The sequence below is a fragment of the Caulobacter ginsengisoli genome (assembly GCF_030814835.1).
In the GTDB taxonomy this organism is placed as follows: domain Bacteria; phylum Pseudomonadota; class Alphaproteobacteria; order Caulobacterales; family Caulobacteraceae; genus Caulobacter; species Caulobacter ginsengisoli.
This window is the reverse complement of record NZ_JAUSVS010000016.1, coordinates 1-12,899: the sequence shown is the minus strand read 5'-3', so window position 1 is coordinate 12,899 and position 12,899 is coordinate 1. Positions and strand designations below refer to the sequence as shown.

At 68.9% G+C, this 12,899-nt stretch carries 12 protein-coding genes; 8 read left to right on the top strand and 4 right to left on the bottom strand.

Features of this window, described 5'->3' with window-relative positions; all coding sequences use genetic code 11:
- The first annotated feature begins 185 nt into the window (after window positions 1–185).
- The gene (locus QO010_RS23275; RefSeq protein ID WP_307353065.1) at window positions 186–701 is read left to right on the top strand and encodes a DUF302 domain-containing protein; all 516 of its coding nucleotides are present in this window, start codon (window positions 186–188) and stop codon (window positions 699–701) included.
- A gap of 4 nt (window positions 702–705) precedes the next feature.
- On the opposite strand, the gene QO010_RS23270 is transcribed toward QO010_RS23275, so the two are convergent.
- On the bottom strand, window positions 706–2,109 hold the full coding sequence (locus QO010_RS23270; RefSeq protein WP_307353064.1) for an aldehyde dehydrogenase family protein: 1,404 nt from the start codon (window positions 2,107–2,109) through the stop codon (window positions 706–708).
- A 132-nt stretch (window positions 2,110–2,241) separates the two neighbouring features.
- Here QO010_RS23270 and pyk point away from each other — a divergent pair, with 132 nt between their 5' ends.
- Window positions 2,242–3,684 (top strand): pyruvate kinase, encoded by a 1,443-nt coding sequence (pyk, locus tag QO010_RS23265; RefSeq protein ID WP_307353062.1) that lies wholly within the window; start codon window positions 2,242–2,244, stop codon window positions 3,682–3,684.
- A 1-nt stretch (window position 3,685) separates the two neighbouring features.
- Window positions 3,686–4,006 carry a hypothetical protein gene (locus QO010_RS23260; RefSeq protein WP_307353061.1) on the top strand — a complete coding sequence of 107 codons (321 nt, stop codon included), beginning with the start codon at window positions 3,686–3,688 and terminating at the stop codon, window positions 4,004–4,006.
- Here QO010_RS23260 and QO010_RS23255 read toward each other — a convergent pair.
- A complete protein-coding gene (locus QO010_RS23255; RefSeq protein WP_307353059.1) occupies window positions 4,003–4,794 on the bottom strand; it encodes an SDR family oxidoreductase in 792 nt (263 codons plus the stop codon). The genes QO010_RS23260 and QO010_RS23255 overlap by 4 nt on opposite strands.
- 209 nt (window positions 4,795–5,003) lie before the next feature.
- Between QO010_RS23255 and QO010_RS23250 the strand changes: the two genes are divergently transcribed.
- Both QO010_RS23250 and QO010_RS23245 read left to right on the top strand, forming a co-directional pair.
- Window positions 5,004–5,747 (top strand): enoyl-CoA hydratase/isomerase family protein, encoded by a 744-nt coding sequence (locus tag QO010_RS23250; protein ID WP_307353058.1) that lies wholly within the window; start codon window positions 5,004–5,006, stop codon window positions 5,745–5,747.
- A 92-nt stretch (window positions 5,748–5,839) separates the two neighbouring features.
- Window positions 5,840–6,460, top strand: a complete 621-nt coding sequence (locus tag QO010_RS23245; protein ID WP_307353056.1) for an exopolysaccharide biosynthesis protein — start codon at window positions 5,840–5,842, stop codon at window positions 6,458–6,460.
- Here the strand turns inward: QO010_RS23245 and QO010_RS23240 are convergent.
- Window positions 6,457–7,983 carry a carboxylesterase/lipase family protein gene (locus QO010_RS23240; RefSeq protein WP_307353055.1) on the bottom strand — a complete coding sequence of 509 codons (1,527 nt, stop codon included), beginning with the start codon at window positions 7,981–7,983 and terminating at the stop codon, window positions 6,457–6,459. The genes QO010_RS23245 and QO010_RS23240 overlap by 4 nt on opposite strands.
- Window positions 7,984–8,132: 149 nt before the next feature.
- Between QO010_RS23240 and QO010_RS23235 the strand changes: the two genes are divergently transcribed.
- Together QO010_RS23235 and QO010_RS23230 are read left to right on the top strand one after the other, a co-directional pair.
- Window positions 8,133–8,387, top strand: coding sequence for a GlsB/YeaQ/YmgE family stress response membrane protein (locus tag QO010_RS23235; RefSeq protein ID WP_307353054.1), 255 nt, complete (start codon window positions 8,133–8,135; stop codon window positions 8,385–8,387).
- A gap of 243 nt (window positions 8,388–8,630) precedes the next feature.
- On the top strand, window positions 8,631–10,673 hold the full coding sequence (locus QO010_RS23230; RefSeq protein WP_307353053.1) for an elongation factor G: 2,043 nt from the start codon (window positions 8,631–8,633) through the stop codon (window positions 10,671–10,673).
- Here the strand turns inward: QO010_RS23230 and QO010_RS23225 are convergent.
- Window positions 10,670–11,371 (bottom strand): Crp/Fnr family transcriptional regulator, encoded by a 702-nt coding sequence (locus QO010_RS23225; protein WP_307353052.1) that lies wholly within the window; start codon window positions 11,369–11,371, stop codon window positions 10,670–10,672. The genes QO010_RS23230 and QO010_RS23225 overlap by 4 nt on opposite strands.
- 243 nt (window positions 11,372–11,614) lie before the next feature.
- On the opposite strand from QO010_RS23225, the gene QO010_RS23220 reads away from it, so the two are divergent.
- A complete protein-coding gene (locus QO010_RS23220) occupies window positions 11,615–12,655 on the top strand; it encodes an aldo/keto reductase (protein ID WP_307353051.1) in 1,041 nt (346 codons plus the stop codon).
- Window positions 12,656–12,899 lie beyond the last annotated feature (244 nt).

The following is a 12,899-nucleotide window of genomic DNA, read 5'->3' as shown; positions in this document are numbered from 1 at the left end:
CGGAAGATGCGCGCGGGCGCGCAGGTTGGAAAATGCCGAAGCGGTCTGGCGATCATGCGCTGGGCGCATCGCCATTCTTGCTGTGAGAGGTCCATGCGCAGGGCGCATGGACTGAGGAACCAGACGGCATTTCACGGCCGGTCGGGCGGCGGGCAGAAACCGGCCACCAACCAGGAGATTATCCCATGACCAGATACCCGACCGGGGCCCCCCGCCGCATGGCGCTCGCCCTCGCCGCCGCCGCCGTTTTCGGCAGCGTCTTCGCCGCCGCCGTCCCCGCCTCCGCGGCCCAGCCCGCCGCCACCGCCACGGCGGCCGGCGTGATCCGGGTCAAGAGCGCCTACGGCTTGGACGAGACCGTTACCCGCCTCAAGGCCGACATCGCCAGCAAGGGCATCCGCTTCTTCGACGAGATCGACCAGTCACAACTGGCGGAGGGCGCGGGCCTGCCGCTCGGCCCCAGCAAGCTGCTGTTGTTCGGCAACCCGCCGCTGGGCGTGCAGTTCCTGACCTCCAACCCCTATGCCGGACTGGACTGGCCGGTGCGGATGCTGGTGGTGCAGGATGAAGCCGGCCAGGTCTGGGTGGCCTGGACCGACTTCGCCTGGATGGCGGACCGCTACGGCGTCACCGACCGCGACGCCGCCTTCAGGATGGCCTCCGAGGTCTCGGCCTCGATCGCGGGCAGCGCGCAGAAGTAGCCGGCTATCGCGCCATGTTGACGATCTGCAGCTGGGTGAACTCGGCCAGGCCCTCTTCGCCCAGCTCGGTCCCCAACCCTGAGAACTTCGCCCCGCCGAACGGGATGTTGGGGGCCAGTTCGGCGTGCTTGTTGATCCACACCGAGCCGCTGTCCATCTGGCCGGCCAGGTCCCAGGCCGCGTCCAGGTCGTTCGACCAGATCGAGCCGCCCAGGCCCCAGGGCGAGGCGTTGGCCCGCGCCACCGCGTCGCCCGCGTCGCTGAAACGGATCACCGGCAGCACCGGGCCGAACTGCTCCTCGTCGACCAGCCGGTTGCCGTCGGTGATGTCGCGCACGATGGTCGGGCGGATGAAATAGCCCTTGCCGGGCGTCGCGCCGCCGCCGGCGATGACCGTGCCGTGGCTCCTGGCGTCCTCGATGATGCCCAGCACCTTTTCGTACTGCATCCTGTTCTGGAGGGGACCGAACTGGGTGCCCTGCTCCAGCCCATCGCCGATCACCGCCTCGTCGGCCAGCCTGGCCAGCTCGGCGCACATGGCGTCGTAGATGCTGTCATGCACATAGGCGCGCTTGACCGCGATGCAGACCTGGCCGCTGTTCTGGAAGGCCCCGGCGAAGATCTTGCCGGCGGTCTCCTTGGCGTCCACGTCGCCCAGCACGATGGCCGCGTCGTTGCCGCCCAGCTCCAGGGTGATGCGCTTCAGCGCCTCGGCGGCCCCGGCCATGACCTTCTTGCCGGTCTCGGTCGAGCCGGTGAAGCTGATCTTGCGCACGTCCGGATGCTTGGTCAGCTCGCCGCCCAGGTCGTTGGCGTCGGCGATGACATTGAGCACGCCGGGGGGCAGCAGGTCCTTGATCAGCTCGGCCAGCCGCAGGGTGGCCAGCGGCGTGGTGGCGGCGGGCTTGAGCACGATGGTGTTGCCGGCCAGCAGGGCCGCCGGAACCTTGAAAGCCATCAGGATCAGCGGGAAGTTCCAGGGCACGATGGCCCCGATGACGCCCAGCGGCCTGCGGCGCTGCTCGACCTTGCGGGTCGGGCTGTCCTCCAGGACCTTGGCCGGCAGGTCGAGGCTGGCGAAGTAGCGGAAGAAGGCCGAGGCGCCATAGGCCTCGCCGACCGCGTCGCCGATCGGCTTGCCCTGCTCCTGGGTCAGGATGCGGCCCAGCTCCGGGGCGTTGGCCTGGATGACGTCGGCGATGGCCACCAGGGCGGCCTTGCGCTCGTCCATCGAGGTCCTGCTCCAGGCCGGGAAGGCGGCCTTGGCGGCGGCCACGGCCTGGTCCAGCTGGGCCTTGGAGGCGCGCGGACACTGGGACAGCACCTCCTCGGTGGCCGGATTGACCACGTCCATGACGGCGTCGCCGTCGACCAGCTTTCCGTCGATCAGCAGCTTGAAGGGACCCATGGCGCGCTCCTCATGATTGTTGGCGGCACGAAAGGCCGGTGACGCTACGGCCGTCAAGCCTTGCTCCACCTTGCTCGGGGGACGAACAGGTCTAGATTGCCCGGCCTTTCCGTAGCGAGACGCGTATCCCACATGCCAGTCAGCCTCGACGTCCCGCGCCGCCGCCGCCGCACCAAGATCGTGGCGACGCTGGGTCCGGCCAGTTCCGACAAGGCGATGATCCGCGAGCTGTTCGTCGCCGGGGTGGATGTCTTCCGCCTGAACTTCAGCCACGGGGACCATGCCGACCACGCCGACCGGCTGAAGCTGATCCGGGAGATCGAAGCGGAGAGCGGCCGGCCGATCGGCGTGCTCGCCGACGTGCAGGGCCCCAAGCTGCGGGTCGGACGGTTCAGCGGCGGCCATGTCGATCTGCGGGCCGGGACCGAGTTCCGGCTGGACCTGATCTCGACCCCCGGCGACGCGCGGCGGGTCGAGCTGCAGCATCCCGAGATCATCGAGGCCGCCGGCATCGGGACTCAGTTGCTGCTCGACGACGGCCGCATCCGGCTGGAGGTGGTGCGCAAGGGGGCCGACCGGCTGGAGACCAAGGTGCTGACCGGCGGGCGGCTGTCCGACCGCAAGGGCGTCAATGTCCCGGGCGTGCTGCTGCCGATCCCGGCCCTGACGGTCAAGGACCTGGCGGACCTGGCCTTCGCCCTGGAGCAGGGGGTCGACTATATCGGCCTGTCATTCGTCCAGCGGCGGGCGGATGTGGAACAGGCCCGTTCCATCGTCGGCGACAAGGCCTGGATCCTGACCAAGGTCGAAAAGCCCCAGGCCCTCGACGACCTGGAGGGCATCGTCGCCCTCTCCGACGCGGTGATGGTGGCGCGGGGCGACCTGGGGGTCGAGCTGCCGCCCGAGGACGTGCCCATGGCCCAGAAGCGGATCATCCGCTGCGCCCGGCGCCTGGCCAAGCCGGTGATCGTCGCCACCCAGATGCTGGAGAGCATGATCACCTCGCCCGCCCCGACCCGGGCCGAGGCCACCGACGTCGCCGCCGCGGTGCTGGACGGCACGGACGCGGTGATGCTGTCGGCCGAGACGGCGGCCGGCCAGTATCCCATCGAGGCGGTGCGGATGATGGACCGCATCATCGCCCGGGTGGAGCGGGACGAGGAATGGCGCACCGCCAACGCCGCTTCCCGCCCCGAGCCCGAACACACCAGCGCCGGCGCCATCGCCGCCGCCGCCCGCCAGGTCGCCGCCACCATCGGCGCCCAGGCCATCGGCGCCTTCTCGCAGTCGGGCTCCACCGCCCTGCGCATCGCCCGCGAGCGGCCCGAGGCGCCGGTCATGGGCTTCACCCCGGTTCTGGAAACCGCCCGCCGCCTGGCCCTGGTCTGGGGGGTGCACGCCATGCAGGTCGGCGAGGTCCACTCGATGACCGAGACCGTGGCCAAGGCCACCTCGCTGGCCCGGCGCGAGGGTTTCGCGGGACGTGGCGAGGAGATCGTGGTGGTGGCCGGCGTGCCGTTCGGCCAGCCGGGCACGACCAACGCGCTGCGGGTGGCGACGGTCGGCGGGCGGTAGGATGCAAGACGCCATTGCGGAAATGCTTCGGGTTGTCCCGGAGTTCAACGACGACCTCACGACTCCCGAAATGGACGCGCTCGTTCCGCTCCTGGATGTGCTCAAGCATCCGCTGTCGCGCGCCGATATTCAGGCGCTGATTTCAATGCTGCCCGAAAACGGCGACACGGCCATGGGCCTGAACTGGACGATCCTCCACGCCATCGAGGCCTCGCCGGAATGGCCGTTGTGGGACTTGCTGACCGCCAAGGACCATGAGTGGATAGACATCTTCAGGCTGCGGCTGAGAAACGGCGGACATCAGCCACCTGAAGGCTTCTAGAGCCCCATCATCTTCCCGCGCAGCCGCCGCATGCCGCCCAGCCAGCGGTCATAGTCGCCGGCCTTGCGCTGCATGTAGGTCAGCACCTGCGGGTGGGGCAGGATCAGGAAGGTTTCGGCGGCCAGGCCCTGGACGACGCATTCGGCCACCTCGTCGGGGGTCATGACGCCGTCGAGGTTCTGGGGCTGGGCCGACGGGTCGCCGCCCTGGCGCAGCATGGCGGTGTCCACCCCTTGCGGGCACAGCACCGAGACCCTGATCCCGGCGTCGCCATTGGTGATGGCCAGGCTCTCGGCGAAACCGATGGCGGCATGCTTGGTGGTCGAATAGACCGCCCCGCCGATTTGGCTGAGCAGGCCGGCGGCCGAGACGGTGTTGAGGAAATGGCCCTCGCCCCGAGCGATCATGCCGGGCAGGGCGGCTCTGGCGGCGTAGACATGGGCCATGACGTTGACCCCCCAGGCCCGCATCCACACCGCGTCCGGCGAGGAAGCGGCGTTGCTCCGGTCCGGATCGCCGTCTCCAATGCCGGCGTTGGAGCAGAAGAGGTCGATCCGGCCCTGGTCGGCCTCGACGGCGGCGACCATGGCGGCCATCTGCTCGCCGTTGGAAACATCGACCGTATAGGCCTTGCCGCCGATGGCCTTGGCGGTGGCGGCGGCGCCCTCGGCGTTGCGGTCGACCACGGCGACGTGGGCCGCGCCCTCGGCGGCGAAGCGGCGGGCCAGGGCCGCGCCGATCCCCTCGGCGGCTCCGGTGACGACGACGACTTTTCCGGCGACCTGCATGGCGTTCTCCCTGGCGATTCTTGAGTTGCCGGCAATCCTGCCCGCAGCAAGCGTCAATCGCCATCCCACCCTTCAGCCGTCATCCTGGGTCTTGTGCCCAGGATGACGGCTGAGGAGTTGAGAGGTGAGGGGGTCACGACGAAAGGCTTGCTCCCGGCGGCGCGGATAGCCGACGATGGCGCCAATCAAGCAAAACAGGGACGGGGCCCATGGGCGATCTGGTGCTGCGCAAGGACGAGGACGGGCTGACCACGCTCACCCTCAACCGGCCCGACAAGCTGAATGCGCTGAACGTCGCCCTGTTCGCCGAGCTGGACGCCCACGTCCAGGCCATCGCCGGCCAGACCGAGAGGGTGGGCGTGGTCATCGTGCGCGGGGCCGGCCGCTGCTTTTCGGCCGGCCATGACCTCACCGACATCGCCGCCGGCGAGAAGCTGCCCCGGCCGCACTTCCAGTCCGACATCATCGAGCGGCTGGCCGACCTGCCCCAGGTCGTGATCAGCGCCGTGCACGGTCACTGCTACACCGGCGCCCTGGAACTGGCCCTGGCCGGCGACCTCATCGTCGCCTCCAGTTCGGCCAAGTTCGGCGACACCCACGCCCGCTTCGCCCTCACGCCGGTCTGGGGCCTCTCGCAGCGCCTGCCCCGGCGGGTGGGGACCTACAAGGCCCGCGAGATGATGTTCACCTGCCAGACCTACAGCGGCGAACAGGCGGCCTCGTTCGGCCTGGCCAATGTCTGCTTTCCGGAGGGCAGTTTCGAGAGCGACCTGGAGGCCTATGCCCGCGCCATCCTGGCCAACAGCTGGTTCAGCCACCGGGCCAACAAGCGGCTGCTGCGCGAGACCGACGGCCTGCCGATGAAGGTCGGCCTGGCGCATGAGGTGTTCCGGGGCGAGGGCCGGGGGCCGGACATGGAAGCCCGCATCGAGGCCAGTTTCCGCAAGAAATAATCCGCAGGAATTCTTGGGGCGAGATTGCCTCGCATTCACGTGACCGGAATCGGGTTTCGCGGTATGGCGGAAGAGATGGGCCCGCCTCCCCGATGAGCCAGAATCCAACGCCTCGCGTCTCCGAGATCCTGGCCGGCGTCGCCGCCGTCAGGCGAAAGCACGTGGCCGTCAGCGATGTGCTGGAAGCGTTCGGCGACCGGGCCTTCGGGGCGCTGATGTTCGTGTTCGCCGCGCCCCTGGCCCTGCCCATGCCGCCGGGGGTCTCGGCCATCCTGGGCGCGCCGCTGCTGTTCATCTCCGCCCAGTGGATGGTGGGCCGCAAGACCCTCTGGCTGCCCAGGATCGTCACCGAGCGGACCATGACCCGCTCCGACTTCGCCGCCATGCTGGAGAAGGTGACGCCCTTCCTGTCCTGGCTGGAGAGCCACCTGCGCCGGCGGCTCAGCGTGCTCTATGGCCGGGTATTCGACCGGATCACCGGCCTGATGTGCCTGGTGCTGGCCATCATCGTCTTCCTGCCCATCCCGTTCGGCAACATGCTGCCCTCGTTCGCCCTGGCGGTGTTCGGCCTGGGCTTGGCCGAGCGCGACGGGGTGGCCGCTCTGGTCGGCTGGTCGGCCTCGGCGCTCAGTGTGATGATCCTGGCGGTGCTGTCCAACGCGCTGATCCAGGCTTTCGTCACCTTCTTCAGGGTGCTGCTGAATACGTTCTAGGTTCCCTGTTGGATAAAGGGGACCTTGGCGAAGAGGCGTCGCTCGGCCCCGCGCGGGTCGTCGGCCAGGGCGCTGACCGTATTGAACACCATCGTCTGGCGCCGGGGCAGGCTGTAAGGCGCCCAGCCCGGATCGCCGCCCCGGGCGAAGGCCAGGAAGGCGTCCTGCATGGCCTGGCTGACCGCCCTGGCGTCGGCGGCCGTCCCGGTGATCGAGCCTGGCGCATCGAGGGTTCCGAACACCAGCGGGATGTCCAGCGTATGCGGCGCCCCCCACTTGCCGCCGTCCTGGGGCGATCCCCAGTCCAGCTGGTAGGCGAAGGCGGGCGAACCCTGCTGGGCCCGCAGTTCGGCCTCGACCACGGCGGCCCGCCAGGAGCGCGAGGCGGTGGTGGCGGCGAAGAAGACGTCGCTGGGGCTGTAGGCCGGATAAATCTGGCGATAGGTCGCCACCACCAGGTCGGGGTCGATATCGACCCGCAGCTGTGGGCCCAGGCGCCCCGGCAGGTCGTCCCAGGTCAGGCTGAAGGTCGAGGGATCGGACCGGCCGATCAGGCCCCGGGTCTCGTCATGGGTGTTGCCGATCATCATCGGGATGGCGGCCGACTGCGGCGGGGCGTCGGGATAGAAGGGGTGGCGGGTAAGCGAGCGCTCATCGAGGACGGGGCCCATGTAGAGGCCGCCCGAGCCGATGATGGGGTCGACGGTGGCCAGCGCCTCGACCAGCTTTTCCACTGGCGCCTCGGCGGCTTGTTGCGGCGTCAGGCCCAGTCTGGCCAGCATCGCCTGGGCCCGTTTGGTGGCGTTGCCGGGACCGGAGGCGGTGAGCTGCTGGCCGCTCATGGTGGCGGCGCGGTGGAACAGGCCCGCGGCGGCCGGCATGGCCATCAGGGTGGCGATCTTGGCCCCGCCGCCGGACTGGCCGAAGACCATGACCTTGCCCGGATCGCCGCCGAAGCCGGCGATGTTGCTGCGCACCCACTGCAGGGCCAGGACCAGGTCCAGCATGCCGGCATTGCCGCTGTCCTCGAAGCCGGGCGCGAGACGACGCAGATAGAGATGCCCGAAGGCGTTCAGCCGGTGGTTCAGGGTGACCACCACCACATCGCCCCGCTCGGCCAGCCTGCGGCCGTCGTAGAGCGGGCTGGAGCCCGAGCCGTTCGAATAGGCCCCGCCGTGGATATAGACCATCACCGGCCGCCGGGCCGCGTCCAGGCCGGGAGTCCAGAGGTTGAGGAACAGGCAGTCCTCGGCCGTGTTGGCCTCGTCGCTGCGCTGGGGCGAGCCGGGGCCGAAAGCCGTGGCCTCGGCGATGGCGGTCCAGGGCGCGGGCGGGGCCGGTGGTTGGAAGCGCCGGGGCGGGGCGCCGTAGCGGACGCCCCTGAAGGCTTTGATCGGCCCGTCGAGATAGCCCCGTACCTTGCCGGCGGTGGTCTGGGCGATGGGAAAGGCGGCGGGCTTGGCCGGGGCCGAAGTCGCCAGCGTGGTCGCACCGAGGCCGGCGAGCACTGAACGGCGATCCATGGCGAAAACTCCGGCTTTTCCGTGATGATACCGGTTACCTGGCAAAACTATCAATCTTCCGAAGCTGTCGGTAACAGCCGACTGAACCAAGCGCGCGAGCAAGGGTTGTCTTGCACAGAGCGGCGTCCTGCCGCGCTGGGGAGAACACCATGTCAGTTGAAACCTTGCTTATCTGGCTGCTGGTCGGCGCCGTGGCCGGCTGGCTCGCGGGTATCATCGTCAAGGGCTACGGCTTCGGACTGCTCGGCAATATTGTCGTCGGAATCGTGGGCTCTTTTATCGGCGGCTGGCTCTTCGGCCAGTTCGGCCTGTTTACCGGCAACGGGATCGTAGGCAGCATCATCGGCGCCACCATTGGCGCGGTCATCCTGCTGCTGCTGATACGCCTGATCCGCCGCGCGTAAGCTGCCGACAGGGTTTGTGCGAACGGAGCCGTCTTGGTTTTCCAAGGCGGCTTTCCGTCGGTTGCCACGACCTTGGCCAAGCCAGAGCTTCACGAACTCGTGCCTAGCCCCCGCCCACCCCCGGGTGTTCGATGATCTCAGCCGCCCGCGGCCTCTCCGACCGTGACGGGCGGGTCAATGCGCGGCGAGCCCGCCCCTTTGCAAGGCCAGGGTCCTCGCCGCCGACAGGTGGAGATGATTGTCATGGCTTCCAGAAAGGTTGCTGCCGTTCGGTCGATCGCGCTGATCGGCCCGAACGGCGCCGGTAAGACGACCCTGTTCGAGGCGCTGCTCTACGCCGCGGGCGCGGTGGACAGGCAGGCCGTGGTCGGCCAGCCAGGCTCGGTGGGCGACGCCAGCCCCGAGGCGCGGGCCGCCGGCCAGTCGGTCGAGCTCAACATCGCCAGTTTCGATTTCATGGAGGACCGCTACGCCCTGATCGACTGTCCCGGGTCGGTCGAATTCCGCAGCGAGATGGACCACGCCCTGCCGGCGGTGGACCTGGCCCTGGTGGTCATCGACTCCGACCCGGGCAAGGCCCTGCTGGCCCAGCCCTGGCTGAAGACCGTCGAGCGGCTGGGCATTCCCCACGCCATCTTCGTCAACCGCATCGACCAGGCGCGGGCCAGCGCCAGCGACCTGCTGGCCGCCCTGCAGCCGGTCAGCGCCACCCCGGTCGTCGCCCGCCAGATCCCGATCTGGAAGGACGAGCACGTCACCGGCTTCATCGACTTGGCCCTGGAACGGGCCTTCATCTACCGGCCGGGGACGGCCTCCGAGCAGGTCGACATTCCCGCCGAGCTTCAGGCCGAGGAGAAGGACGCCCGCTTCCATATGCTCGAGCAGATGTCGGACTATGACGACGCCCTGATGGAGCTGCTGCTCAGCGACGAAACCCCCGACCGCGACACCGTCTTCGCCGACCTGATCGCCGAGACCCAGGCCGGCCAGATCACCCCGGTCTTTTTCGGGGCGGCCCTGCAGGGCAACGGCGTGCGCCGCCTGCTCAAGGCCCTGCGCCACGACACCCCCGGACCCGAACAGGCCGCCGAACGGCTGGGGGCGCCGGGCAACAGCGCCTATGTGATCAAGGCCAGCCATGCGGGCCAGGCTGGCAAGATGACCTATGCCCGGGTGTTCGGCGGGCCGCTGAACGACGGGGCCGAACTGGTGCTGCCCAACGGCCATCCCGGCCGGGTCAGCGGCCTCTTCGCCGTGCAGGGCCAGACGACCCGCAAGATCGCCAAGGCCGAGGCCGGCGACATCGTCGCCCTGGGCAAGCTGGAGGAGGCTCATGCCGGCGACCTGCTGGCCGTCGGCAAGCCCGCCGCCGCCCGGGTTGCGCCTGAGCCGCGCTATCCCGTCTACCAGATCGCCATCGCCACCAAGGACCGCAAGGACGACGTCCGGCTCTCAGGGTCGCTGGCCAAGCTGCTGGAGGAGGACACTGGCCTGGGTCTCGTCCACGACGCCGAGGCGCATGAGATGCGGCTGACCGGCCAGGGCGAGGCGCATCTGCGCATCGCGCTGGATCGCTTAAGGCGCCGCTATGGGGTCGAGGTGGTCACCGCCCCGCCCGGCACGCCCTACCGGGAGACCATCCGCAAGGCCGTCACCCAGCGCGGCCGCCACAAGAAACAGACCGGCGGCCATGGCCAGTTCGGCGACGTGGTGCTGGAGATCCGGCCGCTGGCCCGGGGCGAAGGCTTCCAGTTCCAGGAGAAGATCACCGGGGGGGTGGTGCCCCGGCAGTGGTTCGGCGCCGTGGAGCAGGGGGTGCGCGACGCCATGGAGAAGGGGCCGCTGGGCTTCCCGGTCGTCGACGTGGCCGTGACCCTGGTCGACGGCAGCTATCACGCGGTCGACAGCTCCGAAATGGCCTTCCGGACGGCCGGCCGCATCGGCATGAGCGAGGGCCTGGCCCTGGCCCAGCCCATCCTGCTCGAGCCCATCGAGAAGCTGACCATCTATGCGCCCAACACCGCCACCTCGCGGATCACCTCGACCATCTCCAACAAGCGCGGCCAGATCCTGGGCTTCGACGGGCGCGAGGAATGGCCGGGCTGGGACCGCATCGAGGTCTACATGCCCCACCCCGAACGCCAGGACTTCATCATCGACCTGCGCTCGATGACCCAGGGCCTGGGCAGCTTCGAGGCCCAGTTCGACCACATGGTGGAACTGACCGGGCGCAAGGCCGAGGAGGTGTCGCAGAAGGCGCGGGGCGGGGGAGAGGCGAGGGCTTAGCACGCCACGTCGATCGGCCCCGCCGTGCGCTGGTAGAGCTTCTTGACCGCCTCGTAGCACTCGCAGGCCATGGCCTCGAGGCCGGAGCGGTCGAGGATGTCGACCACGCCGCGGCGATAGCGGATCAGGCCGCGGTTCTGCAGCTCGCCGGCGACGGCGGTGACGGTGGTGCGCTGCACCCCCAGCATCGCCGCGACGGTGTCCTGGGTCAGCGGAACGGTGTCGCTGCCGGTGCGGTCCTGGCAGGCCAGCAGCCAGCGGCTGAACCGGGCGCTGACCGAGTGCAGGGCGTTGCAGGCGGCCGACTGCAGTGACTGGCCCAGCAGGGCGTCGTCCTGGGTATCGATCGCGGTGCGCAGGGAGGGGCTGCGGCTGGCCGCTTCGCTCAGACGCGCCGCGGCGATGCGCGCCGCGCGTCCACCCATCTGCACCATGGCGCGGGCGGTGGCGTAGCGGGGACCGTTGGAGGTCAGGCCCAGGGCGCCTTCGCAGCCGATGGTGGCCGATTCCACCATCTGGCCATTGGCCATCGGCGTCATCAGCGAGATGACGCATTCGTTGGGCAGGTATACGATGTCCATGGTGTCGCCGCGCTCGTAGAGCACGCGACCCTTTTCCAGATCCACGACCGTCAGCCAGGTCGACAGGCGCGCGAAATCCTCTGCGTTCAGCGCGGCCAGAAGGCGGTTTTTCAGCAATGGAATTGACAGCGTCATGTCAGAACAACGCCGCTCAGCGATCCGGGTTGCGCCTGTGGAAACAGGGTGAGGCCCTGCCTGTCCGCCGTCACCGGTGTCGAGTGACCAAGAAAAACCCAGTTTGGGGAATCGCCAAGACTGGAAAACCGGCAACTGCTCCTGCGAGCGCCCTGTCTAAAGTGTGATCACATTCATCCGGCCGCCGGATGTTCGCCTCAATTGTCGAAGTCAGGAAACAAAATCATGAAGTATCGTCAGATGGGCCGGACCGGCCTTTTTGTCTCCGAAATCTGCCTGGGGGCGATGACCTTCGCCGGCGAGGGCGGCATGTGGGGCGCCATCGGCAGCGTCGACCAGGCGGGCGCCGACGCCATGATCGGCCGGGCCCTGGAGAGCGGGGTCAATTTCATCGACACCGCCGACGTCTACAGCGCCGGGGCCTCCGAGCGGATGGTCGGCCAGGCCCTGAAGAATCTTGGCGTCAAGCGCTCGGACGTGGTCATCGCCACCAAGGCCTTTGGCGAGATGGGCCGCGGCCCCAACGACCGCGGCGCCTCGCGCGGCCACCTGATGGACGCGGTCCAGGCCAGCCTGGAGCGGCTGGGGGTCGATCACATCGACCTCTACCAGATCCACGGCAACGACACCGTCACCCGCGTCGAGGAGACCCTGCGGGCGTTGGACGACATGGTCCGCCAGGGGCTGGTCCGCTATGTCGGCTGCTCCAACTGGCCGGCCTGGAAGATGATGAAGGCCCATGGCCTGGCCGACCAGCACGGCTGGGCGCGGTTCGAGACGGTGCAGGCCTACTACTCCATCGCCGGCCGCGACCTCGAGCGCGAGATTGTCCCGATGATGGCCGACCAGGGCATGGGGCTGATGGTCTGGTCGCCCCTGGCCGGCGGCCTGCTGTCGGGCAAGTTCGGACCCGACAGCGAGGGGCCGGAAGGCGCGCGGCGGGCCCTGTTCGACTTCCCGCCGGTCAACCGCGACCGCGCCTGGCCCTGTGTGGCCGAGATGCGGAAGATCGCCGAGGCGCGGGGCGTGTCGGTGGCCCGCATCGCGCTCGCCTATGTGCTCAGCCGCCCGTTCGTGACCACGGTGATCATCGGCGCCAAGACCGTCGAGCAGCTGGACGACAACCTGGCCGCCGCCGACATCGATCTGACCGCCGAAGAGCTGGCGGCGCTGGACAAGGTCTCGGACCTGCCGCCGGAATATCCCGGCTGGATGCTGGTGCGGCAGGGCGGCCAGCGCGTGCCGGGGCCGTTCAGGAAGAAATAAATCCCTAGAACCCCTCCTCCTCGATGGAGGAGGGGCAGGGGTGGTGGTGGTGGCAGTGCGTTTCCGGAAGCACTCGGGGAGGCGACCACGCCACCCTGAGCTTATCCCCTGACACCGAGCGCACACCACCACCCCTGCCCCTCCTCCATCTGTTCAGACCGGGGAGATGGGTGACAGACGTTCGGGGACATCCGTTACAGGTTGAGTTTGATCCATAGACCTTCGCAGGTCGATGGAGGCGATG